The following is a 25483-nucleotide window of genomic DNA, read 5'->3' as shown; positions in this document are numbered from 1 at the left end:
CGCAAGCCGGGCCTGCACGCACAGGTTTTGGGTTCGGCTATCCGGAAATGCGAAGCCGGGCCGGGTTCGGCGAAGCCGGCGATGGGATCGCAACCGTCGCCTTGGAATCATTCCACAACATAGGGTTTGCGGCCCCAAGACCGGGCTCGCTATAGCGAGGTCGTCATCGTCCGGCGCGATGGTGTTCGGGCCGTTATGCTGCGGTTTCCGGAGATCTGTCCGGGTCGATCCCGTCCCTGTTGCTGCCGGTCCGGCCATGCCTGGATCCGCGCCGCCCGCATCGGAGGTGCTGCCCGTGACGAACCAGAGCCCCATCGACCGGGAACGCTTCAGGCGCGGCTGGCGCTACCGCGCGGCGGTGGCCGGCCGGGTGCTGCTGGCGGCCTTCGGGGGCTACGCGGTGGCCGCGCTCGCCACCGCCTTCTTGTCCCTGACCCTGCCGATGGTCCGCTCGGAGGCCGTCGCGACCGCGACCCTCCTCAGCTTCGCGATCCTGGTCGGCGCCGTGATCTGGGTCTTCGCCGCGCGCACCCTGGCCCGGGCCACCCTGGGCCTGGTCCTGCCGGCGGCACTGCTCGGCCTCGGCGTCTGGGCGGCGATGACCCTCGCGCCGATGGGGCCGCCGGCATGAGGCAGGCTTTCCGCCAATCCATGGGCTGGCTGCACACCTGGTCGGGGCTTGTGGCCGGCTGGGTGATGTTCGCGGTCTTCGTCACCGGCACCGCCACCTATTACCGCACGGACATCTCGCTCTGGATGCGGCCGGAACTGCGCGCAGGCCCGAGCGAACCCGCACCGGCCGCCGAGCGTGGGCTCGCCTACCTCAAGACCCATGCCCCGAAGGCGATGGCCTGGTACGTCTCGCTGCCGCAACCGGACCGGCCGCTCCTCGGGGTCTACTGGATGGACAGCCTGGAAGCGCCGCTGGGCCAAGCCATGCTGGATGCCGGGACGGGGGAGCCGACCCGGGCGCGGGCGACCCAGGGCGGCGACTTCCTCTACCGCTTCCACTACGAGCTTCAGATGATGCCGGTGCTCGGCCGCTGGATCGTCGGCCTCGCGGCGATGATCCTCCTCGTCGCCCTGATCTCCGGCATCGTCACGCACCGGCGCATCTTCGCGGACTTCTTCACCTTCCGGCGGGACAGATCGACCCAGCGCGGCTGGCTCGATGCGCACAACGTCACCGGCGTGCTGGCGCTGCCCTTCCACCTCATGATCACCTATACGGGCATCGTCACCCTCGGCGTGATGTACATGCCCTGGGGCGTCACGGCCGCCTACAAGGGCGACGAGATGCGCTTCTACGTCGAGTCCGCCCAGAGCACGACCTGGCGCCCCGCCGCCGGACGGCCCGGTGAGGCCATGCCACTGGCGCCCCTCCTCGCGCGGGCGCAGGCGGAGGTCTCCGAGCCCCTCGAGATGGTGATCGTCAACAATCCGGGCGACGCCAACGCGACCGTGGTCGCGGTGTTCGAGGAGCCCCACGGCCTCGCCCACCAGCACCCGCAGATCGCCTTCGACGCGGCCTCGGGCGCGATCGTCGAGCGCGTCGGCGGCATGCGGCCGGGCGCGCACGCCTTCACCAGCTTCATGGGTCTGCACGAGGCGCACTTCGCCAGCGGGGCCCTGCGGCTGCTGTTCTTCCTGTGCGGCGTACTGGGCTCGGCCACCATCGCTACGGGCCTCGTCCTCTGGACCGTCGCCCGGACGCCGAAGGCCGGCGAGGTCCCGGGATTCGGCCTGCGCCTCGTGCGGGGCCTGAACATCGGCACGATCCTCGGCCTGCCCATGGGCATCGCGGCGCTGTTCCTGGCCAACCGGCTGCTGCCGGTGGAACTGGCGCACCGGGCCACCTGGGAGGGCGCGGCCTTCTTCGGCGCCTGGGGGCTCGCCGCCCTGGTGCCACTGGCCCGGCCGCATCGCAGGGCCTGGGCCGAGATGGGGCTGGCGGCGGGCGCCCTGTTCGGCGCGGTGCCGGTGGTCGGCTGGCTGACCACGGATCGCGGCCTCGATTTCCTGTGGTTCGACGCCGCCATGCTGGTTCTCGGCCTCGTCCTGGCCCTCGGGGGCCGCAAGGTCGGGCTCTACGAGGCGCGGCGCCGCGCCGCGCGCCCGGCCGGACGCGACGCGGGCCTCGCACAGAAGGGGTTCGCCCAAGCATGACGCCGCTCTCCGTCGCCCTCAACCTGACCTTGAGCTTCGCCGGGCTCGCCGCGCTCTGTCTCTCGATGGACCGTCACCACCGGGCCATCGCGGGCCTGCCGCAGAGCCGCGCGCGGGCAAGAGCCCTGCGCCTCAGCGGCTGGGCCGTCATCGCGGTCTCGCTCGCCGCCGCGATCCTGACCTCGGACTGGAACTTCGGGCCCGTGCAGTGGATCGGCTCGCTCACCGGGGCGGCGCTCCTCGTGGTCGGGCTGGTCTCGTATCGCCCGCGCTGGGTCCGGCCCGCCGCGATCCTCGCCCTGCCGCTCGCCCTGGCCGCCGCCCTCCTCGCCTAACCGGAGCAGCGCCGCTACCCTGGGCCGGCCTCAGCCAGGACACACCGATGCCCCTCGATCCCGCCCTCGCCGCCCGCATCACCGAGGCCGTCGCGGTGGGATTTCCCGAGCAGGTCGCCCACACCCAGGCTCTGGTGCGGTTCGGCTCCACGCGGGGCGCCGAGCATGCGATCCAGGACTTCGTGTTCCGCGCCTTTCGCGCGCGGGGCTACGCGCTGGACCGCTTCACCATGGACGGGGCAGCACTCGCCGCCCATCCGGGCGGGGCGGCGATGTCGGACACGCATTCGCAAGCCCCCCTCGTGGTCGGGATCCACCGGCCACGGGCCGAGACCGGGCGCTCCCTGATCCTCCAGGCCCATGTCGACGTGGTGCCGCCCGGCCCCGCCGACCTCTGGACCCACCCGCCCTTCGAGCCTGTCATCGACGGCGACTGGATGTACGGTCGCGGGGCCGCCGACATGAAGGCGGGCCACGCCGCCAACCTGTTCGCCCTCGACGCGCTGGCGCGTATCGGCCTGCAGCCGGCCGCCACCGTCACCCTGCAATCCGTGGTCGAGGAGGAATCCACCGGCAACGGCGCCCTGATGACCCACCTGCGCGGCTACCGGGCCGACGCCGTGCTGATCCCCGAGCCCGAGGACGAGAAGCTGGTGCGGGCCAATGTCGGTGTGCTCTGGTTCACCGTGGAGGTGCGCGGGCGCCCGGTCCATGTCCGCGAGATGGGGGCGGGCGCCAACGCCATCGACGCCACCTACCGGGTCATCGGCGCCCTGCGGGCGCTGGAAGCGCGCTGGAACGCCGAGAAAGCGGCCCATCCGCACTTCGCCGATGAGCCCGACGCCATCAACCTCAATGTCGGCCGGATCGAGGGCGGGGACTGGGCCTCCTCGGTGCCGGCCTGGTGCCGGATCGACTGCCGCATCGCGCTCTATCCCGGCGTCTCGGCGGCGCAGGCCGCCCGCGCGGTGGAGCAGGCGGTGGCCGACTTCGCCCGGGACGACGCCTTCCTGTCGAACACGCCGCCCCGCGTCGCCTTCAACGGGTTCTTCGCCGAGGGCTACGCCCTCCCCGAGGGCTCGGAGGCGGAAGCCGTGCTCGGCCACGCGCACCGGGCTGCCACCGGCGCGGACCTCCAGAGCTTCATGTCGCCGAGCTACCTCGATACCCGGGTCTATGCCCTCTACGACCGGGTGCCGGCACTCTGCTACGGACCGTTCAGCCGGAACATCCACGGCTTCGACGAGTGCGTGAGCCTCGCCTCCGTGCAGCGGATCACCACCGCGATGGCGCTGTTCGTCGCCGAATGGTGCGGGACGGAAGCCCGCGCCGCGTCGTGAGGCCGGGGCCTCGGTACTTCCCCGCGCGATCGTGACCCCGCGCGGTGTGGATGGCGCGGCGCCCGAGCCTTGCCGAATGCTCCGCGCGCGTTACCCCTGTGTCCCGTGATCGATCCCAAGCCCTCCCCCCTCGCGGCGCGCCCGAGCGCCTTCGCAACGGCCTGCGCAGCCGCTTTCCTCGCCACCTCGGCTCTGCTCGCCGGCGGCACGGTGGCCGGCGCGCAGACCACCGACACCAGCTGCTACGTGACCGGCGGCGGCAGCCTGGAGATCTGCCGGGGCAACGAGGCGGAGGGCGTGTTCGTGGCCCCGCGGGCCTGCGAATCCGTCAGCGGCGTGCAGATCCTGCGCACGACGCCCGGCACCGGGCCGCTCCAGGCGGTCTACCAGGCGGAGACGCCCCTCGCTGGCCCGTCCCGGCGCGGGGCCGAGACCTGCGCGCCGCGCCGGGCCGGCGACCCCCTCGACGGCGGCTCGGTGCGGGCGGGCGCGATGCCCGAGCAGCTCGCCACCACGATGCCGCCGGTCCAGGGGCGCCTCTGGGAGGTGACCCGCGCGGCGGAGCGGCCCCGGGAGGCGCGCGCGCGACGCGGGCGCCGCCGCGAGGCCGCCCCGCCGCCCGAGACCACGGCCGAGGGCATCGCCGCGCGCCACCCGATCACGGTGGCGGGCCGCGACTGGGGCGGGGACGCCTACAGCTACGTGTTCTTCCTCGCGGCGATGCCGACGGAGAACGGCAACCGGCACGCCCTGCTCCAGGCCCGCACCCTCGACTTCACCCGCTTCGACATCCGCGGCGGCGCGGAGGCCGGGACGACCTGGACGCCGCTGGGCAAGACGGACCCGGAGCCGCGCGGGCGCCGTCGCCGCGGGCGGACGGAGGCCGAGCCCGATCCCGGCGTCGTCCTGGACGAGACCGGCGCGCCGGTGGTGGGCCATTGCCAGGGCCAGGGCTTCGACCGGACCGACCTCGTCGGTTCGATCAGCGTGGTCGATCAGGTCTACCACTACTTCTACACCGACGTGCTGCCCTCCGACTGCAACGAGCCGGTGGCGACCCGGCGCATGGGCCTCTACCTGCGCACCAGCCGCGACCTCACCGCCGACCGGCCCTGGTCCGCGGCCCGCACCATCGCGCAGCCCCTGCCGAACCAGAGCCTCGTGCGCGTGGCCAAGGCCCGCGACATGGACCGCTGGGTGGTGGCCTACCGCTGCAACCGCCCGGCCAACACCATGGACGGCCCGGTCTCGGACATCTGCGTGCAGTACACCGCCGACCTCGCGCCGGGCTCGCTGGCGGGCCTGACCTGGTTCTCCGAGCCGCAGGCGATCATGCGCTCCACCGCGTATCTCGGCCTGCGCTCGGGGGGCGACGGCTCCGGGCGCTTCGGGCGCAGCCAGCACTTCTGGATGACCGACCGCTACGGCAACCTCGCCACGCCCACGAACTACCGCGCCAAGGCCGGCCTCGTGACCTGGCTCGACCGCCTCGCACCGGGACAGGCCGGCACGGGCGCCTCCAGCGTGTTCGGCCGCCCTGTCTATTGGGGGACGTGGTCGGTGCGGCCGGTGGTTGGGCGGTAGGGACGATCGCGGCTGGGGGCGGACGCGGGCGAGCGGGTGGCAGTCGGCCCCTGGACTTCCGCTCCGAAGTGTAAGTTCCGTCTCCGACCCGACCCAGCCGCTAGGACCGTCGCCGGCGCTTTCTTCGAAGCAGCCGTTCGTCAGCCCACCAGCAACTTCAGCTGGCGGCGGTTGGCGGACGTTCCAGGATTGCGCCGGGACTGGAAACCTAAAGTGCTGTAGGTGCATCCGTGGCCGTGTCGCGCTTGTAAGAACAAGCCCCGGCAGGCATGGCTTATCGATGTCCGTGCGCCGAACCGTTACCGTCTCGATCACCCCGGAACAGGACGCGCTCCTTTGCGCATTCCTCGCGTCCGGCCGCTACCGCAGCATCAGTGAGGTTATGCGGTCCGCGCTTCGCCTGCTGGAGCGTGACGAAGCGGCAACCCTCACGGCGATGAGAAGACCTGTGGCCCACGACGAGGCGAGCCGTGGCTGACATGGTCGGTCGTGAAACCGCGTTCCTCGCTGGCGATAAGGGAGTGGGTGCGCTGATGCGTGCCCATGATTGGACACTTTCACCCCTCGGCCGGCCAGAGACATGGTCCGCGCCGTTACGGGCGAGCGTCAGTTTGATGTTGGGTTCCGCGTTCCCGATGTTCATGGCTTGGGGGCCGGACCTCGGTTTCCTCTACAATGACGCCTACGTCCAGATCTTGGGGAGCAGGCATCCCGCCGCGCTCGGATGCGCCTTCCGAGACGTCTGGCCGGAGATATGGACCGACATCGAACCCATCGTCCGGCGGGCCCTCGACGGCGAGGCGATCTACATGGAAGACATGCCGCTCCGCATGGCGCGGAACGGCTTCGACGAGCAGACCTGGTTCACGTTCTCGTACTCGCCGTTGCGGGGCGAGGACGGCACCGTAGCGGGCATGTTCTGCGCCTGCACCGAGACAACCCGGCGGGTGCATACCGAGACCGCCTTGCGGCAGCGCGAGAGGGAGCTCGGGGAAAAGGTGCGCGAGTTCCAGGCCCTGGCCGAGAACGTCAGCCAATTGGCATGGATGGCGGAGCCGGACGGGCACATCTTCTGGTACAATCGAAGATGGTATGAATACACCGGCACGACCCTCGAAGTCATGCAGGGTTGGGGCTGGCGCGACGTCCACCTGTCGGACCAGATCGAGCGCATCATCGCCGAGGTCGGGGCGCGCTGGGCTGCCGGGGAAGCATGGGAAGGCGTCTATCACCTGCGCTCGGCCTCGGGCGAGTACCGGCCGTTCCTCACCCGCGCCGAACCGATCCGCAACGAGGCTGGCGAGCTCGTCCGTTGGTTCGGCACCAACACCGATATCAGCGCGCAGCACGCTGCCGAACGGGGCCTGCGCGACCTCAACGCGACGTTGGAGGCTCAGGTCCGCGCCAGGACGGCGGAACTGCAACTCTCGCGCGACATGATCCAGTCGAATGCCGACCCAATCTGCGCCTTCGACACGGACTATCGGCTGATCGACTTCAACCGGTCGCATAGCGACGAGTTCTATCGGATCTTCGGACGTCGGGTCGCGCTCGGCGATGTGTTCCCCGACCTGTTTCCGCCCGACCAGGCCCCAATCATGCGTGGGTTGATGGCGCGAGCCCTGACGGGGGAGGCGTACACGGTCACCGAGGAGTTCGGCGACCCTCGTCTGGCCAAGCCTCGTTGGGAGGTCTCCTACTCGCCGCTGCGGGACGAACAGGGTCGGATCATCGGGGCGTTCCACTACGCGCGGGACATCTCGGCCCGGCTCCGCGCCGAAGCAGAACTCGCCGTCACGCAGGAGGCTTTGCGGCAGGCGCAGAAGATGGAAGCGGTCGGGCAGCTCACCGGTGGGCTCGCGCACGACTTCAACAACCTACTGGCGGGCATATCCGGCTCGCTGGAGATGATGCAGTCCCGCATGCAGCAGGGACGGTTCCACGACATCGAGCGCTACATGGCCGCCGCGCAAGGCGCCTCGAAACGGGCGGCAGCCCTGACGCATCGCTTGCTCGCCTTCTCGCGCCGGCAGACGCTCGATCCCAGGCCTACGGATGTGAACCGTTTGACTCTCGGCATGCAGGAGCTGATCCAGCGCACGGTCGGTCCGGGCATCGCCGTCGAGGTTGTCGGCGCTTCAGGGGTCTGGCCCACCCTGGTCGACCCGTCCCAGCTCGAGAATGCGCTGCTGAACCTCTGCATCAACGCCCGCGACGCAATGCCTGACGGGGGCACCATTACCATCGAGACGTCCAATAAGTGGCTGGACGAGCGTGCGGCGCGGCAGCAGGACGTGCCGGAGGGACAGTACCTCACGCTCAGCGTCACCGACACCGGCACCGGCATGCCGCCCGAGGTTATGGCACGGGTCTTCGAGCCGTTCTTCACAACCAAGCCTATCGGCGAGGGCACCGGTCTTGGGCTGTCGATGATCTACGGCTTCGCGCAGCAGTCGGGCGGACAGGTGCGCATATACTCCGAGGTCGGCGCGGGGACGACAGTCTCAATCTACCTACCGCGCCACTACGGTGAGGTGCCGTATGGCTCCGATATGGTTCCAGCAGTCGTACTGCCACGTTCCGAGCAGGGCGAGACGGTGCTGGTGGTCGACGACGAGCCGACCGTGCGCATGCTCGTCACCGACATCCTGGAGGATCTCGGCTACACGGCCATCGAGGCCGGAGACAGCGCCGCCGGGCTTAGGATCCTGCAGTCGAACGTGCGCATCGACCTCCTGGTTAGCGACGTGGGCCTGCCCGGCGGCATGAACGCTCGGCAGATGGCCGATGCCGCCCGTGTTTCCAGACCGGACCTCAGAGTGCTGTTCATCACCGGCTACGCCGAGAATGCAGTGCTGGGCAACAGCCATCTAGCGCCCGGTATGGGGGTGCTGACGAAGCCGTTCGCCATCGAGACGATGGCGGCGCGCATCCGCTGGATGATCGAGGCGGGGCGCGAGGCGAGGCGGTAATGCAGGAGCTGACGGGCTGCTATCGATCGTGAGCGGGCGCGGCGGCAACGTCCGCTTAAAGGGATTGCCGTCCGAAAGCAGACCATCTCGATACCACCCAACCCGGTCGCACTCACTGTCCCATCGGGTGGCCCGAAAGCAGACGGGTCCAACGTCCGCCCAGGGTCGAACGCACGCCCAGCGGGCTGCAACCCGGCATCCGCCCCCTTCCCTCACCGATACCCCGCCGCCTGCAGTTCAAAAAGTTCGGCGTAGCGGCCGCCCAGCGCCTGCAACTCGGCATGGCTGCCCGACTCGATGACCCGCCCGCCGGCCAGCACCAGGATGCGGTCGGCCATGCGCACGGTGGAGAAGCGGTGCGAGATGAGCACCGCCGTGCGCCCGTGGCTGAGTTCGCGGAAGCGCTGGAACACCTCGAACTCGGCCCGGGCGTCGAGGGCAGCGGTGGGCTCGTCGAGGATCAGGATCTCGGCCTCGCGCATGTAGGCGCGGGCGATGGCGATCTTCTGCCACTCGCCCCCCGAAAGGTCGACGCCCTCGGCGAAGCGCTTGCCGAGCGGCTGGTCGTAGCCGAGCGGCAGGCGCCCGATGACTCCGTCGGCGAGACTCCGTTCGGCCGCCCGGGCGACCCTTTCGGCGTCGTCGCGCGCCGCGATCCGGCCGACCGCCACGTTCTCGCGGGCGGTGAAGCTGAAGCGCACGAAATCCTGGAAGATCACCCCGATGCGGGCGCGCAGGGCCTCGAGGTCGTAGGCGGAAAGCGGCAGGCCATCGAGGAGCACGCGGCCCTCGGTCGGGTCGTAGAGACGGGTGAGGAGCTTGACGATGGTGGTCTTGCCGGCGCCGTTCTCGCCGACCAGCGCCAGCACCTCCCCGGCCGCGAGGTGGAAGCTCAAGGACCGCACCGCCCAGGTCTCCGTGCCCGGATAGCGGAAGCCCACGTCCTCGAACACGATCCCGCTGCGGATCGGGCGCGGCAGGGCGACCGGATCGGCGGGCGAGCGGATCGCCGGCACCACGGCGAAGAACGAGAACAGGTCGTCGAGGTACTGCGCCTGGGAGGCGACCTGCGAGAAGCCCATGAGCAGGCCCTCGATCAGGCCGCGCAGGCGCTGGAAGGAGCCCGCCAGGAAGGCGAGGTCGCCGATGGAGAACTGCCCCGCCGCCGTGCGCCAGACGATGGTGGCGTAGGCGAGGTAATAGGCGAGCGTGCCGAGCGCCGCGAAGGCGCCGCCCCAGCCGGCGCGCCGCAGCGCCAGGGCGCGGTTGTCGGCCACGATCTTGGAGGCGAGCCCCCGGTAGCGCTCGGCGATGTAGCCGTTCAGCCCGAACAGCTTGACCTCCTTGGCGGATTCGACGCTCGCGCCGAGGAAGCGCAGATAATCGATCTCGCGACGCTCCGGCGTGCGCGTCCAGGCCAGCCGGTAGCCCTCGCGGTTGAAGTAGGTCTCGTTGAGGAAGGCCGGCACCAGGGCGACCACGAGGAGCAGGATCAGCCAGGGCGCGAAGGCCACGAGGCCGAGTCCGAAGGCCACCAGGGTGATGAGGTCCTGGCCCTGGCCGAAGAGCTGGAACAGGAGGTTGGAGCGGCCGGTGACCTGGCGCCGGGCCCGCTCCAGGCGGTCCTGCTGCGCGCTGTCCTCGAACTGCTCGAGGTCGAGGTCGGCGGCGTGCCGCATCAGCTTCAGGGTGGCAGCGTTGCCGTAGAGGTCGGCCACGAGGCCGTCGACCAGGGTGCTGGCGCGCCCGAGGAGGTCGGTCAGGATGGCGAGGCCGAATTCCGCCGCCACCAACCCGGCGAGGTGGCGCAGGGCCGGATCGGCGAGCCAGGCCTCGGGCCCGAGGCCGCCCGGGTGCGGCCGGGCATGCTCGGCCACGATCGCGTCGAGGATGAGTTTGGCGAGGTAGAGCATCACGACCGGCAGGCTCGCCCGCGCCAGGCGCAGTGCGAGGCTCGCCACGAGGAGGCGGGGGCTGGCGGCGTAGACGAGGCGGGCGAGGGCCGGCAGGTGGCGCAGGGCGCCGAGGCGGGCGGACAGGGCCGTCAGGGGCGAGGGGCGGTCGGGCATCGGCCGGGACCATGACCGCGCCTGCCGGTTCCGTCGATGCCGCACCCGCGCCCGCTCGCGGGGATGTCAGCCCCGGGCCGCGGCGAAGTGTTCAAGCTCTTGAGGACAGCGGGTTCGCCGGCGAGACTTCAGTTTATCGCCTATGTTAGGCATTCATCCTTTCAACAGGCGCGAGGCCGCCCTCAATGCTCAGCGGTTCAGCGGTCCTGCGGGTCGGCGTTCTCATCGTGGTGGCGGCGACCCTCGCCGGACTCGTCCAGGTCCTGCGTCCGCGCGACAGCGGCCCGGTGGACGCGCCCGTCCCCCGGACGTCCCCCGAGACCGGACGGGCCGGAACCCAGGCGGCGGTGCCGCCGGCCGTGACGCGGCCGGTCTCCCCGGTGGTGCCCGCCCCGGCGCCTCCGGCCGCCCTCCCCCAGACCACCCTGTCCCAGACCGCCCCTGCCCAGCCTGCCACGCCGCAAGCCTCGACCCCACCGCCAGCCATTCCGGCGCCTGCGCCGAATCCAGTCCCGCAGAGCTCAAGCCCGCTGAATCCGAGCCCGCCGAGCATTCCGGCGCCCTCGGCCGGCGAGGCGGAGATCGACAGTGCAGCCGAGTCGGCCGGGCCGCGCGGCATCGCGATCGTCGACCTCAACACCGGGAGCGTCGCCGAGCTGAACGGCCTGCGGGGCGGCGGCATGATCGGGCGCGCCATCGTGCAGAAGCGGCCCTACGCCTCTGTCGGCGAATTGCTGTCGAAGCGCGTCCTCAGCCGGGCGGTCTACGAGCGGATCAAGGATCAGGTCACGGTGCGCTGAAACCGTTTCGGGTAGCGCGGCGCGCCCCGGCTGCCTAAGATGCGGCTCCAGGAAGCCGAAAAGTCGCTTCGATCACCAGGGACGAGCCATGTTTGCGCAAGCCGGGGGCGTTACCTTTCGCGAGGATCTCGGCGTCGAGGAGACCACCGAGACCGACAACGTCGTCCGGTGGGACGGCGAGAAGCTCTACGTGGAGCACGATATTTACCACAACGGCCAGCTGGTTCACCGCAAGTACCGCAAGAACGTCAGCGAGGCGGTGGCCCGGGCCCTTCAGGCGCTGATCAACCAGGCGCGGCAATAGGCGCGTCGGTCCGGCGCGAGGCGCGGACGGACCGACATCGGCCTTCCCTACTTCCCGATCCAGTCGTGACCCGCCGCCACCGCCTCGACGGGGCGCGTCCAGGTCCCGGGCTGGTCGGTGGCGCCGGTGCCCAGCGCACACTGGACCATGACGCTGTCGCTCCAGCGGCCGTACTTGTAGCCCACCGCCGGCAGCAGCCCGACGCGCACGAACCCGCAGGCCTCGTGCAGGCGCAGGCTCGCCTCGTTCTGCGCGTCGATGTAGCCGATCATCTGGCGGTAGCCGCCGGCCGCGCAGGCCTCGATCAGCGCCGGCAGCAGGCGCCGGCCGATGCCCGCGTGCAGGTGCTCGTGGTGGACGTAGATCGAGTGCTTGAGGGTGTAGCGGTAGGCCGGGCGCTTGCGGAACGGCACCGCGTAGGCATAGCCCGCCACCACCCCGTCGCGGTCGGCCACGAGGTGCGGCAGGCGCTTCTTGCGCATGGCTTTCCGGCGCTTCTTCAGGTCGTCGGGGTGGAGCGGATCCGCCTCGAAATCCCCGACATCGCCGACGCCGCGCCGGATGTGGTGGGCGTAGATGTCCACCATGTCCGGCACGTCGGCATCCGACGAGGGCCGGATGACGAGGTCGGGGTCGCTCTCCGCCCGGCCCGGCATCAGCGGCTCTCGCGCATGACGTAGGTATAGAACCGGATCGTCCCGTCCGGGTCGACATCGCGAAAAACGCCCTGGATCTCGGCCTCGAAGCCCGGGAACAGGTTCGCGGAGCGCTCGAACATCTTGAAGTAATCCAGCATGGGTTTGGCCCGCTCGTCCAGCCGCTCGCCCGGCAGCACCGTGCCGATGCCCGGCGGGTAGACCAGAAGCAAGGTCGTCGCCACGCGCCCTTCCGCTTCCGCGATCGGCACGTAATCGACGTTGTTGCGGGTCAATTGCTGCACCGCCTCCTTCGGGGTCATCACCATCTCGGGGAGATGCCCCGGCTCGAACTGCTTGCGCTGGAGCGCACTGGTGCCGGCCTCGCGGTGGAAGGCGTGGAAGTCGGCGCAGAGGTCACGCAGGCGCACGCCCTTGTAGCGGTTGGGCCGGCGCCGCACGAATTCCGGCATCGCCTCCTCGAGGGGCACGTTCTCGTCGTGCAGGCGCTTGAAGGCGACCAACCCTGAGATCAGCGTGCCGGCCTTGGAGGATTCGACGCCCGGGGTGAGCAGGAAGAGCAGCGAGTTGAGGTCGTTCTTTTCCGGCACGATGCGGTTTTCGCGAAGGTACTGGGCGACGATCGGCGCGGGCACGCCGTGCGCGGCGTACTCGCCGGTGCGCCGGTCGAAGCCGGGGGTGAGCACGGTGAGCTTGTTGGGGTCGGTCATGGCGTAGTCGGGCGCCACGTGGGTGAAGCCGTGCCAGTCGGCGCCCGGCGTCAGCTCCCAGTACTTCACGTTGCTGGCAAGCTCGTCGGTGGAGAGGCTCTCCCACGGCACCCGGCCGTCCGGTCCCTTGACGGTGTCGGGCACGAAGGGGTCGAAGAACCAGCGACGGAGCGGATCGCCCTCCTTCTCCTCGAACTCGCGGCGGATGGCGCGAACCTTCTTTCGCCACTCGATGCCGAGCCGAATGGTGTCGTCCCACAGCACCACGCCCGAGCGCCCCTTCATCATCTGCGCGCCGACATCGAGGGAGGCGAACAGGGGGTAGAACGGCGAGGTCGAGGCGTGGACCAGGAAGGTCTCGTTGAAGCGCCGGTGCTCGATGCGCCGGGTCTGGCCCCGGATGTGGCTGTCCTTGGTGTGGATCTGCGAAGCCTGGGAGAAGCTCGCCAGCTGCTTGTGGGTCGATTGCGTGGCGATGATGCCGGGCGAGGTCTCGTCGAGGCCCTTGAGCCCCATGGCGAAGCGGCCGGCGAAGAGCGGGTGGAACTTCATGAAGCCCGCCCAGGCCTCGTCGAACAGGATGTAGTCGCAGAGGTGCCCGATCTTATCGAGGATCATCTGCGCGTTGTAGATCGTGCCGTCGTAGGTGCACTGCTCGACCACCGCGACGCGGAACGGACGTTCGCGCCGCCAGGCCTCCGGGTCGGTGATCAGCGGGTTGTCGCGGATCTTCTCGCGGATGCGGGTCTCGTCGAGGGCTTCGTGATACATCGGGCCGATGAGGCCGAAGCAGTTGCGGTCGGTCTCCAGGAAGACCGGGATCGCGCCGCCGAGGAAGAGCGCGCCGTGATGCGCCGCCTTGTGGTTGTTGCGGTCGAACAGCACGAGGTCGCCCTCGGCGACCAAGGCCGAGAGCACGATCTTGTTCGAGGCCGAGGTGCCGTTGAGGACGAAGTAGGTCTTCTCCGCCCCGAAGATGACGGCCGCCTCCTTCTGCGCCTTGAGCGCCGGGCCCTCGTGGACGAGGAGGTCGCCGAGATCGAGCACCGAGTTGTCGAGATCGTCGCGGAACACCGCCTCGCCCAAGTGCTCGACGAAGATGCGCCCGATCGGCGAGCGGTTGTAGAAGATGCCGCCGTTGTGGCCCGGGCAGGTCCAGAGCTGGTTGCCCTGCTCGGCGTAGTCGACCAGGGCGCCGAAGAACGGCGTCTTCAGGGTCTCGGCATACTGCTTCACACGGCTCACCAGGCCGCGGGCGATATAGTCGGGCGTTTCTTCGGCGAGGAAGATGTAGCCGTCGATGAAGTCCAGCACCTCGACGGGGATGTCCTCCAGGCGCTTCCTTCGAACCATGATCACGATGGGCATTTCCAGCCCGCGCTTGCGCATCAGGTTGATCAGCGCGGCCGCCTTGCCGTCGAGCCCGCGCTTGCCCCAGTCCACCACCATGCAGCCGATGGCGGAATCGGTCTGGACCGCGATGGCCGCGTCCTCGACGCGCCGGGCCCGCACCACCTCGAAGCCGAGTTTTTCCACCGAACCGATGATCTGCTGGACGCGCACGCCCTCCAGATCGTCTGGGTCGAAGTTCGGCGCGCACATCAGGACGGTGAAGCGGCGAAAGAAGTCCATGCGGAAAAGGCTCCCAGAGGCGTTCGGCGCACCGTTCGCGACGGGACGTGACGCTTCGATGACGATCCTGCGCCGGTCGCGGTGTTTTCAGGCTCCGCGCGGCGCGACAGGGAGCCGGCTTACGATCAGGCGCGCCGTTTGACGAGCCCGAGACGGCGGATCACGCCGTAGACCGCCAGCGCCGCGGCGCCGCAGATCGTCAGGGCGAGGAGCGAGCCGTTCTCGAACTCGCCGAGGAACAACCCCTTGGTGTTCATGCCGAACACGCCGGTCACCAGGGTCGGCGGCAGGAACAGGGCGGTGAGGATGGAGAGGGTGAAGAGCTGCCGGTTGGTCTCGGCGGCCGTTCGCCCGGCAATCTCGTCCTGCAGCAGGCGCGAGCGTTCGGACAGGACCAGCATGTCCCGGTGGAGCGAGTCGAGGCGCTGGACCACCCGGGCGGCCATGCGCACCACCGCCGCGGGCAGATCGTCGTCGGCCTCCTCGGTCTCGGATTCGAGGCGGTGGAAGACCGCGCTCAGGCCCGCGAGCTGCCGGTGCTGACGCACGGCCTGCCGGCGAATCGGCGCCAGCGGCTTCGGGTCGTCGGGCTGGTCCTCGTCGAGCATCCGGTCCTCGATGGCGTCGAGCTCGTCCGAGAACCGCCGCGCGGAGGCGTCGAGGGCGGCGGCAACGTGCCCGACGAACATCTCCAGCAGCCCCGCCGGATCGGACACGCGCCGCCCGGCCAGCACCGCGTCGCGGGCGGCCTCCGCGGCGGCCGTGGCGTGGCGCCGCCCGCTGACGAGGAGGCGCTCGCCGAGCACGCAGTGCAGCCGCCCGGCCGGCTCCTCCTCGATCCGGCCGCTGAACTCCCGCGTCCGGTCGGCGATGACGAGCCCGAGGCTCGTGCCCTCGGCCACCACACGCTGGTGGCCGTCCCGGGCGAAGGTGGCGGCGGCGAGCGCCGGCGGCCCGAGGCGCCCGGTGGCAATCGGCCCATCGAGGCGTGCATCGACGAGGTCGAGATGCAGCCAGAGGAACCCGTCCGCGACGGGCTCCGGCAGGCCGCCGCCCGTCTCCAGCAGGCATCCGCGCCCCTCGGCATCGAACGCCATGGCGAAGAGCAGGTACGGAAGGGCGGTGGCATCGGTGAGGAGGCGCTGCATGCGGGCGGCCCTGTTGCCGGCAAAGCGCCGACGGTTGCGGCGCTGGATCGCAAGTGTCGGCGACAGTGTCGTGACAGGACGCCTCTTCTGGGAGCGGTCGGAGCATGGTGACACCTTCGCCGGTCCCCGATGGTCGCGGATTACCCGCCATCGCACACTGCGTGATCGAAGCCGCACACGCGGGTCGCGTCACGAAAGGCTATCTTCGACGCCGGGCCGATCCTGGCTGTTGCCAACCGATCGCCGGAAAAGTAAGCAAAAATCCTTACCTTACGGCGGAGGCAATCATGGCGGTCCTGGTTCGCGAGCGGAGCAAGATCACAACGAAGGGCCAGACGACGGTCCCCAAAGCCGTGCGTCAGGCGCTCGGCGTGACCTACGGCGGTGAGATCGCCTACGTCGTCGATGAGAGCGGTCATGTGAGCTTGCTCAAGGCGGAGGAGACGGACCCGGTGATCGATGGGTTCCTGGGGTTCCTCGCGCAGGACATGGCCCGCAACCCGGCGAACCTTTCGGTTTTCCCCGCCGCCCTCGCTGAACGCATGGCTGCGCTGACGGCCGGGATGACCGTCGATCTCGACGCGGAGATCGACGGCGCCGTGACGCTCTGAGCCATGGTCGTCGACGGCTGGACGCTCTTCGCTCATCCTCTGTTCCTCGATCAGCTCGAGAGGGCGACGGCGGCCGTCGAGGCGGCCAAGTCGGCCGATCCGGAAGGTTATCAGGGCACGGCGCAGGCAAAGCTCCTCGCCATGCTCGCCAAGCTGGTCTTCGAGACGATTCCGTCCGACCCGACACGGCAAGCGTATCGCCAGGGCGACACGCTCGGGACATCCCGGAAGCATTGGTTCCGGGCCAAGTTCGGCAATGGCCGGTTTCGGCTGTTCTTCCGCTTCGACAGCAAGGCGAAAGTCGTCATCTTCGCCTGGGTGAACGACGAGACGACGTTGCGGACCTACGGCTCCAAAACAGACGCCTATCACGTGTTCAAGGGGATGCTCGACAGCGGCAATCCGCCGGACGAATGGACTGCGTTGCTCGCGACGTCCTCGACGGAGACGGTCGTGGGGCGGTTCGAGAAGGCCAAGCCGAAGTAGCGCGCGCGCCAAGCCCGGGTTGAACGGCGACCATCGTCAGCGGGCGATGACACGCGTTGGAATCGAACGATGGGCGTCTTCCCGCCTGAACTCACGAGTCGCAGATCGGATTCGAACGCCCCAGCAGGTCGCGCGCGCCCTCTCCCGCAGTGACTACTGTGTTCATGCATTTCAGCACGACGCGACCCTACCCCCTTTTGGGGAGGCGTTGAAGCTAGGGGTAGGCGGGTGACCCTCGGGACTCGAAGGCGAGCGGAGCCACCCCCACGCCTGGCCCCTCACCACAGGGGGGATGCGCGGAAAGATGCGTGATCGGAACACCCCGGTGGATGCCGTCACTTCGCACGCGACACGTGGCCCGGCATCGGGCTTGCTCCACCCCGTCGGAACAGCGGGGCGGCATGGTCGAGAAACTTTTCCACGCGGGCGCGAGCCTGGTTCTGCTGCTGGCGATCGCGGTGCTGTTCTCCACCAACCGGCGGGCGATTTCGCTCCGGGTGGTGCTGTCGGCGCTGGCGCTCCAGGTGGCCCTCGGCGCCCTGGTGCTGTTCGTGCCGGCCGGGCGCACGGGCCTCGCAGCGGCGGCGGGCTTCGTCCAGACCGTGCTGAACTACGGCGACCGCGGCACCGCGTTCCTGTTCGGCGGCCTCGTCGAGCCGCGGATGTTCGAATTGTTCGGCGGCAGCGGATTCATCCTGGCCCTGCGCATCCTGCCGCAGATCCTCTACGTCTCGGCGCTGATCGCGGTGCTCTACCATGTCGGCGTGATGCAGGCTGCCGCGCGCGCCATCGGGGTGGTGCTCCAACGGGTGATCGGCACCTCGCGGATCGAGACCTTCGCGGCGGTGATCACCATCGCCATCGGCCAGAGCGAGATCGCCATCGCGCTGCGCCCGTTCCTGATGGCGCTGACCTCGGCCGAGCTGTTCGCCGTGATGTCGAGCGGGGCCGCCTCCACGGCGGGCACCATTCTCGCCGGCTACGCGGCGCTCGGCGTGCCGATGGAGTACCTGCTGGCGGCGAGCGTCATGGCGATCCCGGGCGGGCTCCTCTACGCCAAGATCCTGGTTCCGACGACGGAGCCGAGCCGGATCACGTCCACGCAGGTCACCTTCGGCGAGACGCGGGCGGTCAACGTCATCGAGGCGGCGGCGGACGGCACCCAGAAGGGGCTGGCCGTGGCGGTCTCGGTGGGGGCGATGCTCATCGCCTTCACGGGGCTCATCGCCCTGCTGAACGGGTTCATGGGCTGGACCGGCGGCTTGTTCGGCCATCCGACCCTGAGCCTGGAGGGCGTCCTCGGCACGGCGTTCGCGCCGCTGGCCTGGCTGATGGGCGTGTCCTGGGACCAGGCCGGCCTCGTGGGCGGGGCGCTCGGTCAGAAGATCGCCTTCAACGAGTTCCTGGCCTACGCGCAGCTCTCGCCGGTTCTGAAGGCGGGCAGCCTCGATCCGCGTGACGCCGCGATCCTGTGCTTCGCGCTCTGCGGCTTTGCCAACCTGACCTCGGTGGCGATCCAGCTCGCGAGTCTCGGCAGTCTGGCGCCGGAGCGCAGGGCGGAGATCGCCCGGTTCGGACTGCGGGCGATCCTGGCCGGCACCCTGTCCAACCTGACGAGCGCGACGCTCGCCGGGTTGTTCATCGGCGCCTGACGGCAAAGCCGGCCAGGAGGCTGCGAAGGACCCATGCGGGGGACCTCATGCGGCGGCGAGCTTCGCCGCCTTCGCCTTGTCTCCGGCTTTCGCCCCGCCGGCCTTGGCCGGCGTGAGCGGAAGCTCGATGTCGATGTCGAGGGTCGACATGTCCTGGCCGCGGTCGAGGCGGATCTGGACCTTGTCGCTGTTCACCTCGACATGCTTGGCGATGACCGCGAGGATCTCCTCGCGCAGCACCATCACGAGGTCGGAGCCGCCGACCCCCGCCCGTTCATGGGCGAGGATGAGTTGCAGGCGGTCTCGGGCGACCGGCGCCGAACCGCGCCGGTTGAACATGTTGAGGAGGCTCATGCTGCCCTCCGGGTGAAGAGTTTGTCGAGGAAGGATTTCTTGTCGGTGGGGACCGACATCGGGACCGTATCGCCGTTGAGGCGGCGCACGGCGTCGGTGTAGGCGCGGGCCGGGGCGCAGAGCGGGTTGTTCAGCGTCACTGGGCAGCCGACGTTGGAGGCGCGCAGCACTTCCATGCTCTCGGGGATGATGGCGAGCAGCGGGATCGAGAGGATCTCGAGCACGTCCTCGATCTTCAGCATGTCGCCGCGGTCGGCCCGGGCAGGGTCGTAGCGGGTCAGGATGAGGTGCTTCTCCATGGTCTCGCCGCGCTCGGCCTTGAGGGTCTTGGAGTCGAGCAGGCCGATGATCCGGTCGGAATCGCGCACCGAGGAGACCTCGGGGTTCGTCACCACGACCGCCACGTCGGCATGCCGCATGGCCAGCGTCGCGCCGCGCTCGATGCCGGCCGGCGAGTCGCAGATCACCCAGTCGAACTTCTCGCGCAGCTCGTCCATGACGCGGGCGACGCCCTCGTCGGTGAGCGCGTCCTTGTCGCGGGTCTGCGAGGCGGGCAGCAGGTGGAGCTTGTCCAGCCGCTTGTCGCGGATGAGCGCCTGGTTGAGCTTGGCGTCGCCGTTCACCACGTTGATGAGGTCGTAGACGACCCGGCGCTCGGCGCCCATCACGAGGTCGAGGTTGCGCAGGCCGACGTCGAAATCGACCACCGCCACGCTCTTGCCGGCCTGCGCGAGCGCCGCGCCGAGGGCCGCCGTCGTCGTCGTCTTGCCGACGCCGCCCTTGCCTGATGTCACGACCAGAACTTTGGCCATATGGGCTGTCTCCTTCAGTCCAAGGATGCGAATTTGATGGCGCCGCCATCGAGCCAGATCTGCACGGGCTTGCCGCGCAGGTGATTGCCCATTTCCTCGGCCGTGCGGACGAGGCGGTCGATGCCGAGAAGCTCGGGCTCGAACTTGCGGCAGCAGATGCGGGCGCGGGGGTTGCGGGCGGCGCCGGCGATGGCCCGGCCGCGCAGCGCGCCGTAGACGTGGATGGAACCGCCGGCGAGGATCTCCGCGCCGGAGGAGACCGACCCCATCACGGTGACGTCGCCGGTGGGGTGGACGATAGACTGGCCCGAGCGGACCGACCCCTCGATGGTGAGGGAGGTGGTGGCCGGCTCCGGGGGCGCCTTCGGCGCTTCCGGCTCCGGCTGGACCGGGATCTCGATCGTGCTCAGGGGCCGCCCCTGGACGAGGAGCGGCGGGCGCCCCGGTCCGGTGAGGGACAGGGTGGTGCCCTCGATGCCGAGGATGCGGATCCGGCGGCTGCCGAGTTCGGCGAGCAGGCCGTCGAGGTCCGACGCGGCGGGTTCGAGGGCCGCCACGTCGAGGATCAGGGCGCGCCCGTCGAACAGGGTCGGCGTGCGCTTCAGCGCCTCGTCCAGATCGGCGAACCAATCGGGAAGCGGGGTTTCCGGAGCCAGCACCAAGGACTTGAAGGCGCGGCCGCGAAGCTGAACGGGTCGGCGGGGAGGGCTTGTGTCAGTCACGGGCTCTCGCGATTCCTTACCAGACCATTGATGCCCGGTATGGTTACCGCTTCGTTAACAACCCGTGCTCACGGGATTAAAGGCGCACATTTTCCAAGGCTCCGGTGATCCTGGCATCCTGGCCTCCTGTGACGCGCATGCCCCTCGGGCCGCCATCGGCAGAGTCTGCGGCGCCATCGACCTGGTCCGGATGCACGGTTAAGGCCCGCACCGCCTCGCGCGCGGGCAGAGCCATGACGTCCGGGCGCGCGGGGGCGGGCAGGCCCGCGAAGGTCAAGGCGGCGGAAAGTGTCGGGATGCGGGTCGAGCCATGGCGATCTCTCGGCCGCCCAGGCGGACGAGCCGCTGCGTCAGGATGTATCCCGATCCCGGCTTCAGTGTCCCGCGCCGGTCGGTTACCACCAGCGCATTGGACAAAGCATGGCAGGAGGCCCGATGACGTCGCTGATGTTCTTGGTCCGTGGCCCGGACGGCGCGGTTTCGCATCGGATGGAGGCCACGAAGACAGGACGCGGCCTCCGCTTCACCTGCACCTGCGCGGAAGGCGTGGACGGCGTCCATTGCGAGCACCGGATCGCCCTGCTCCTCGGCGACGCCTCGCACCTGGTGGAGGTCGACCGGGAGGCCGTCGCGGCCCTGGCGGCGCTGACCAAGGGCGCGCCACTCCTGCACGCGGTCCAGCGCCTCGCCCAGGCGGAGGCGGCCGTGGCGGAGGCGCAGCACGATCTGGACCGCGCCCGGCAGGTCCTGGCGACCATCCTGGCGGGCTGAGTCCCCGCCCGCGCAGTTCCCCCCGGCTCAGCGCCCGAAGGCGGCGCCGAGATTGGTCAGGGTCGCGGCGAGCGCGGCGTCGCGCAGGGCGGCATCCGAGCCGATATGCGGCCCGGCCTCCACGCAGGCATCCGTGTAGGCGAAGGGCTTGCCCGTTTGGGTGTTGGCGATCACGCCCCCGGCCTCCTCGCGCAGCGCGCAGTTGCGCACGGTCTGCGCGCCAGCCGCGACCGTGGGGATGGTCGGCCCGATCGGGTTGTCGAAGACGTGCTGCCCGTTCGGGTAGATCGTCATCGCCACGTCGCGCCCCGCCGCCTTCAGGCGCTCCACGTAGCCGGTGCAAAAGGCGGCCGGGTTGTAGTCGTCGGCGCCTCCGGCGAGGATACGGATCGGGCGCGCGGCGACCTCGGTGTCGCCGAGAAACGCGATGGAGCAGTCGGGATAGATCGGCAGGTAAGCCGCTGGGCGGATGCCCGAGCGGTTCCAGGCGGCATCGAAGCGGGTGAGGCTCGAATACAGGGCGGCCTGCCCGCCCCGCGAGAAACCCATGATCGCCACCCGCTCGGGATCGACGCGGGGGTGCTTGGCCAGGAGGTCGAGGGCCCGGTAGATGTCGAGGATCAGGTTGGTGCGCCCGACCAGGGCCTGATTGGTGTTGACCGAGGTGAGCCCCCGGCCGCTGAAGGCGTCGATGGCGAAGGTGGAATAGCCCTTCGCCCCCAGCATCCGCTGCCAGTACTCGATGTTCCCGCCGATGCCGCCGGAACCGTGCACCAGGATCACGGTGGGCAGGCGCTCGGTGCCGGCCCTGGCGATCCGCAGGGTGCCCGCGAGGGTGACGGGCTTGGCGCCCTCGCTCCGGCCGGTGAGGAACTGTGTGTCGGAGAGAGTCAGGCTCTCGAATGGACGGATCTCGACGCGGGGGGCGTAATCCGCGCCGGGATCGGCGTGGACCGGACCCGTGAGGCAGGCGAGCGCGATCAGCCCGAACCGGAGGTTTCTCATGGTCGGCACATCTTTCGCAGGTGGGGCGTATCTGTCGAAGGTCGGGAGAGACGTCCGGCGTCCCGGCCCCCGCGCGGATGCGGGGGCCGGGACCTTCGGCGCCGTCAGCGCGTGGTCGGCAGGAGCCAGTTCGGCAGCCACATGGCGATGCCGGGCACGAGGCAGAGGATCAGGATCGCCACCGCCATCAGGATCACGAAGGGCAGCGTGCCCCAGATGATGTCCTTCAGCGGGATGTCGGGGGCGATGTTCTTGATGACGAAGATGTTGAGCCCCACCGGCGGGTGGATCAGGCCCATCTCCATGGTGATGGTCATCACCACGCCGAACCAGACGAGATCGAACCCGGCGGCCTTGAGGGGCGGCAGGATGATCGGCGCCGTCATCAGGATGATCGAGACCGGCGGCAGGAAGAAGCCGAGCAGGATCACGAGGCCGAGGATCGTGACCAGCAGAACCCAGGGCGAGAGCTGCATCGCCACGATCGCGGCCGCCGCCGATTGCGAGATGTGCAGGTAGCTCATCACGTAGGCGTAGAGGAGCGACATGCCGATGATGAGCATCAGCATGGTCGATTCCCGCAGGGTTGCGGTGAGGATCGGGCTGACGTCCTTCGGACGCCAGACGCCGTAGATCACCGCGATCAGGCCCAGCGCCAGGAGCCCGCCGAGGCCCGCCGTCTCGGACGGGGTGGCGTAGCCGCCGTAGAGCGCCACCATCACGCCGGTGAGCAGGATCACGAAGGGCAGCACGCGGGGCAGCGTCGAGAAGCGCTGGCGCATGCTGTAGGTGTCCTCCGCCAGGATGGCCGAGGCCGTGCCGTTGCGCTCGTAAGCCACCTTCGCGGCGGCGTATTCTGCGCGGAAGCGGTAGACCGACCAGGTCGCGAACAGGCCGACCAGAAGCAGGCCCGGGCCGATGCCGGCGAGGAACAGGCGCCCGAGGGACTGCTCGGCCGCTACCGCGTAGAGGATCATGGTGATCGAAGGCGGCAGCAGGATGCCCAGCGTGCCGCCCGCCGCGATGATGCCGGCGGCGAAACCCGGCGAGTAGCCGCGCTTGCGCATCTCCGGGATGCCGGCCGAACCGATGGCCGAGCACGTGGCGGGCGAGGATCCCGCCATGGCGGCGAAGAGCGCGCAGGCGAAGACGTTGGCGATGCCCAGGCCCCCGGGGATGCGGTGCATCCAGGCATGCATGGCCGAGTAAAGGTCCTGGCCGGCCTTGGACCGCCCGATCGCCGCGCCCTTCAGGATGAAGAGCGGGATCGACAGCAGAGTGATCGAGGCCATCTCCTCGTAGACGTTCTGCGCCACCGTATCGAGGGAGGCGCCCGGCATGAAGAAGTACATGAAGGCGAGCGCCACGAAGCCCAGCGCGAAGGCGATGGGGATGCCCGCCAGCATCGCGCTCAGGGTCGCGCCCGCATAGAGGAAGCCGATGGCCGCGACGCTCATGGATGCCTCCCGGTGACTTTGGTGTTCGATGTGACGTTGGCGAGGGGATCGCCGAGGGGCCGGGTTCCCTCCGGCGTGACGCCGGGACGGCCAGGGCCGTCGAGGGTCTGCGTGTCGCGGTTGAGATCGGCGCCGAGGCCGATCTTGGGGTTCGCCCAGCCGGCCTTCTCGGCGCCGTAGAGAATCTCCTCGGCGATCTGCAGGACGAACTGGACGCCGAGCAGCGTCATGCCGCCCGCCATCAGGATGTAGGGGATCCAGAGGGGCGGGCCCCAGCTCGACTGGGAGATCTGGCCGTCGACCCAGGCCTCGTGGAGCAGGGTCCAGCTCTTCCAGGCGAAGAAGGCCACGAACACGAAGCTGATGATGTCCGCCATCAGCAGGCGGGCGCGGTTGACCCGCGGCGACAGGAGGCCGGTGAGCGCCTCGATCGCCACGTGGCCGCGCTTGGACTGCACGGCAGCGGCCGAGAAGAAGGTGGCGCCGACGATGAGGAACACCGCCATCTCGTCCTGCCAATCGGTGGGCTCGTGCAGGACGTAGCGGATGACGACGCTGTAGCTGAGCACGAGGCAGGCGCAGACCAGGGCGATGCCGCCCAGCAGCATGATGACGTGGTTGATGCGCTTCAGGGCGCGATCGATGGTGCCGAGGAGCCCCGGAATCCGGGGCTCTACCTTGGTGTGCGTCTCGGCGGCGGCCGAGGCCGCGTCGAAGGCGTGGCTCACGACACCTGCTCCGCCAGCTTGAGGAGCTCGGCGCAGCCGGCCGACTTGCCGGCGAAGTCCTTCCAGGCCGTGTCCTTGGCGATGTCGCGCCACTGGCCGAGGGTCTTCTCGTCGAGGTTCTGGACCTTGGCGCCGGCCTTGGTGAAGATTTCCTCGACCTTGGTGTCGTCCGCCTTGGCGCCGGCCTGTCCGAAGGGCTCGAGCTCGGCGCCGATGGCCATGATGAGATCCTGCTGGTCCTTGGGCAGGCGATCGAAGGCGAGCTTCGACATCATGATGGGCTCCAGCATGAACCAGTAAGAGCGCTCGCGGCCCGAGGTCAGGGCCTTGCCGAGCTCCTCCAGGCGGAACGAGATCAGACTGGTGGACGAGGTGATGACCGCGTCGCAGGCCCCCGTCTGCATGGCGGCGTAGGATTCGCTGGAGGGGATCGACAGGGTGGCCGCACCCGCCTGCTTCATCATCAGGTCCATCTCGCGCGACCCGCCCCGGACCTTGAGGCCCTTGGCGTCGGCCGGCGCGTAGAGGGGGCGCTCGCGGCTGGCGACGCCGCCCGCCTGCCAGACCCAGGAGACGAGGACGATGCCCTTCGATTCGAGGATCTCGGTGAGCTTGCGGCCGACCGGTGCCTTCTTCCAGGCGATGGCCTGCTCGTAGGAGCTGACCAGGGCCGGCATCAGGCCGATGTTCAGCTCCGGCACCTCGCCGCCGGCGTAGGGCGAGGGATAGAGCGAGAGGTCGAGGGCGCCCTTACGCATGGCCGCGAACTGGGCATTCGTCTTCATCAGCGACGAGCCGGGATAAACCTGCACCTCGAGGGCGCCCTTCGAGCTCTCGGCCAGCGCCATCGCGAACTTGCGACACATCCGATCGCGAAAGTCGCCCTCCTCGAGGGTTCCGCCGGGGAACTGGTGCGAGAGCTTCAAGGTGGTGGCCGCCCGGGCACGCGAGCCGAGGGACAGGATGGCGGGGGCGGCGAGGCCGCCGGCGACGAGGGCACGGCGTGTCAGCATCATGGCGCGTCTCTCCCTGGGCCGTGGCTCGGCCGCTCCGTTTTGCAGCGCAGCATTTATACTGCAGTGCGCTTTCGTTATACATGAAACGACGCCTTGTATATTTTGTCAACGCAGTTGAATAATGAATGCCGTCGGATTTTCGCGAATCGGCGG

At 69.5% G+C, this 25483-nt stretch carries 24 protein-coding genes; 13 read left to right on the top strand and 11 right to left on the bottom strand.

Annotation, left to right across the window (positions count from 1 at the left end):
- Positions 1-295 precede the first annotated feature (295 nt).
- The 7 genes from MFF30_RS03600 (at position 296) to MFF30_RS03570 (ending at position 8397) form a co-directional block, all read left to right on the top strand.
- Positions 296-631 (top strand): iron transporter, encoded by a 336-nt coding sequence (locus tag MFF30_RS03600; protein WP_238276668.1) that lies wholly within the window; start codon positions 296-298, stop codon positions 629-631.
- Positions 628-2166 carry a PepSY-associated TM helix domain-containing protein gene (locus MFF30_RS03595; RefSeq protein ID WP_238276666.1) on the top strand — a complete coding sequence of 513 codons (1539 nt, stop codon included), beginning with the start codon at positions 628-630 and terminating at the stop codon, positions 2164-2166. Before MFF30_RS03600 ends, MFF30_RS03595 begins: the two co-directional genes overlap by 4 nt.
- Complete coding sequence (locus tag MFF30_RS03590; RefSeq protein ID WP_238276664.1) at positions 2163-2501, top strand: DUF3325 domain-containing protein; 339 nt, start codon at positions 2163-2165, stop codon at positions 2499-2501. The genes MFF30_RS03595 and MFF30_RS03590 overlap by 4 nt, the downstream gene beginning before the upstream one ends.
- Positions 2502-2548: 47 nt before the next feature.
- Positions 2549-3841, top strand: coding sequence for an ArgE/DapE family deacylase (locus tag MFF30_RS03585; RefSeq protein ID WP_238276662.1), 1293 nt, complete (start codon positions 2549-2551; stop codon positions 3839-3841).
- 105 nt (positions 3842-3946) lie between these two features.
- On the top strand, positions 3947-5425 hold the full coding sequence (locus tag MFF30_RS03580) for a hypothetical protein (protein ID WP_238276660.1): 1479 nt from the start codon (positions 3947-3949) through the stop codon (positions 5423-5425).
- 280 nt (positions 5426-5705) lie between these two features.
- On the top strand, positions 5706-5903 hold the full coding sequence (locus MFF30_RS03575) for a type II toxin-antitoxin system ParD family antitoxin (RefSeq protein ID WP_056380373.1): 198 nt from the start codon (positions 5706-5708) through the stop codon (positions 5901-5903).
- Position 5904: 1 nt separating this feature from the next.
- On the top strand, positions 5905-8397 hold the full coding sequence (locus MFF30_RS03570; RefSeq protein ID WP_238276752.1) for a PAS domain-containing protein: 2493 nt from the start codon (positions 5905-5907) through the stop codon (positions 8395-8397).
- A gap of 212 nt (positions 8398-8609) precedes the next feature.
- Here MFF30_RS03570 and MFF30_RS03565 read toward each other — a convergent pair whose 3' ends face one another.
- Positions 8610-10466 (bottom strand): ABC transporter ATP-binding protein, encoded by a 1857-nt coding sequence (locus MFF30_RS03565; protein ID WP_238276658.1) that lies wholly within the window; start codon positions 10464-10466, stop codon positions 8610-8612.
- A 185-nt stretch (positions 10467-10651) separates the two neighbouring features.
- Here MFF30_RS03565 and MFF30_RS03560 point away from each other — a divergent pair, with 185 nt between their 5' ends.
- Positions 10652-11266, top strand: a complete 615-nt coding sequence (locus tag MFF30_RS03560; protein ID WP_238276656.1) for a helix-hairpin-helix domain-containing protein — start codon at positions 10652-10654, stop codon at positions 11264-11266.
- 88 nt (positions 11267-11354) lie between these two features.
- Positions 11355-11570: a hypothetical protein gene (locus MFF30_RS03555; RefSeq protein ID WP_238276647.1), complete on the top strand. Its 216-nt coding sequence runs from the start codon at positions 11355-11357 to the stop codon at positions 11568-11570.
- A gap of 47 nt (positions 11571-11617) precedes the next feature.
- Here the strand turns inward: MFF30_RS03555 and MFF30_RS03550 are convergent, their stop codons facing one another.
- The 3 genes from MFF30_RS03550 to MFF30_RS03540 form a co-directional block, all read right to left on the bottom strand.
- Complete coding sequence (locus MFF30_RS03550; RefSeq protein ID WP_238276645.1) at positions 11618-12226, bottom strand: GNAT family N-acetyltransferase; 609 nt, start codon at positions 12224-12226, stop codon at positions 11618-11620.
- Positions 12226-14568, bottom strand: coding sequence for an Orn/Lys/Arg family decarboxylase (locus MFF30_RS03545; RefSeq protein ID WP_238276643.1), 2343 nt, complete (start codon positions 14566-14568; stop codon positions 12226-12228). The genes MFF30_RS03550 and MFF30_RS03545 overlap by 1 nt, the downstream gene beginning before the upstream one ends.
- A gap of 125 nt (positions 14569-14693) precedes the next feature.
- Positions 14694-15716: a CorA family divalent cation transporter gene (locus tag MFF30_RS03540; RefSeq protein ID WP_238276640.1), complete on the bottom strand. Its 1023-nt coding sequence runs from the start codon at positions 15714-15716 to the stop codon at positions 14694-14696.
- Positions 15717-15820: 104 nt separating this feature from the next.
- Between MFF30_RS03540 and MFF30_RS03535 the strand changes: the two genes are divergently transcribed.
- The 3 genes from MFF30_RS03535 to MFF30_RS03525 all read left to right on the top strand — a co-directional run bounded on the left by MFF30_RS03535 (position 15821) and on the right by MFF30_RS03525 (position 18465).
- Entirely contained in the window at positions 15821-16327 is a 507-nt protein-coding gene (locus tag MFF30_RS03535; protein WP_238276638.1) for a type II toxin-antitoxin system PrlF family antitoxin, read from the top strand.
- A gap of 3 nt (positions 16328-16330) precedes the next feature.
- Positions 16331-16813, top strand: a complete 483-nt coding sequence (locus MFF30_RS03530) for a type II toxin-antitoxin system YhaV family toxin (protein WP_238276636.1) — start codon at positions 16331-16333, stop codon at positions 16811-16813.
- A 401-nt stretch (positions 16814-17214) separates the two neighbouring features.
- Positions 17215-18465, top strand: coding sequence for a NupC/NupG family nucleoside CNT transporter (locus MFF30_RS03525; RefSeq protein ID WP_238276634.1), 1251 nt, complete (start codon positions 17215-17217; stop codon positions 18463-18465).
- A 45-nt stretch (positions 18466-18510) separates the two neighbouring features.
- Here MFF30_RS03525 and minE read toward each other — a convergent pair whose 3' ends face one another.
- The 3 genes from minE to minC are packed head-to-tail and all read right to left on the bottom strand — an operon-like array spanning position 18511 to position 20353.
- Entirely contained in the window at positions 18511-18819 is a 309-nt protein-coding gene (minE, locus tag MFF30_RS03520) for a cell division topological specificity factor MinE (protein WP_238276631.1), read from the bottom strand.
- Positions 18816-19631 carry a septum site-determining protein MinD gene (minD, locus tag MFF30_RS03515; protein ID WP_238276629.1) on the bottom strand — a complete coding sequence of 272 codons (816 nt, stop codon included), beginning with the start codon at positions 19629-19631 and terminating at the stop codon, positions 18816-18818. The genes minE and minD overlap by 4 nt, the downstream gene beginning before the upstream one ends.
- A 14-nt stretch (positions 19632-19645) precedes the next feature.
- A complete protein-coding gene (gene minC, locus MFF30_RS03510; protein WP_238276627.1) occupies positions 19646-20353 on the bottom strand; it encodes a septum site-determining protein MinC in 708 nt (235 codons plus the stop codon).
- A 435-nt stretch (positions 20354-20788) separates the two neighbouring features.
- Here minC and MFF30_RS03505 point away from each other — a divergent pair, with 435 nt between their 5' ends.
- The gene (locus MFF30_RS03505; RefSeq protein WP_238276617.1) at positions 20789-21124 is read left to right on the top strand and encodes a hypothetical protein; all 336 of its coding nucleotides are present in this window, start codon (positions 20789-20791) and stop codon (positions 21122-21124) included.
- Between the two features lie 27 nt (positions 21125-21151).
- On the opposite strand, the gene MFF30_RS03500 is transcribed toward MFF30_RS03505, so the two are convergent.
- The 4 genes from MFF30_RS03500 to dctP form a co-directional block, all read right to left on the bottom strand.
- Positions 21152-22129, bottom strand: a complete 978-nt coding sequence (locus MFF30_RS03500) for a dienelactone hydrolase family protein (RefSeq protein WP_238276615.1) — start codon at positions 22127-22129, stop codon at positions 21152-21154.
- Between the two features lie 104 nt (positions 22130-22233).
- Positions 22234-23586 (bottom strand): TRAP transporter large permease, encoded by a 1353-nt coding sequence (locus MFF30_RS03495; protein ID WP_238276613.1) that lies wholly within the window; start codon positions 23584-23586, stop codon positions 22234-22236.
- Positions 23583-24314, bottom strand: a complete 732-nt coding sequence (locus tag MFF30_RS03490; protein ID WP_238276604.1) for a TRAP transporter small permease — start codon at positions 24312-24314, stop codon at positions 23583-23585. The genes MFF30_RS03495 and MFF30_RS03490 overlap by 4 nt, the downstream gene beginning before the upstream one ends.
- A complete protein-coding gene (dctP, locus tag MFF30_RS03485) occupies positions 24311-25330 on the bottom strand; it encodes a TRAP transporter substrate-binding protein DctP (RefSeq protein WP_238276602.1) in 1020 nt (339 codons plus the stop codon). The genes MFF30_RS03490 and dctP overlap by 4 nt, the downstream gene beginning before the upstream one ends.
- Positions 25331-25483 lie beyond the last annotated feature (153 nt).

This window comes from Methylobacterium goesingense (assembly GCF_022179225.1).
In the GTDB taxonomy this organism is placed as follows: domain Bacteria; phylum Pseudomonadota; class Alphaproteobacteria; order Rhizobiales; family Beijerinckiaceae; genus Methylobacterium; species Methylobacterium goesingense.
This window is presented reverse-complemented; position numbering and strand designations above follow the sequence as displayed.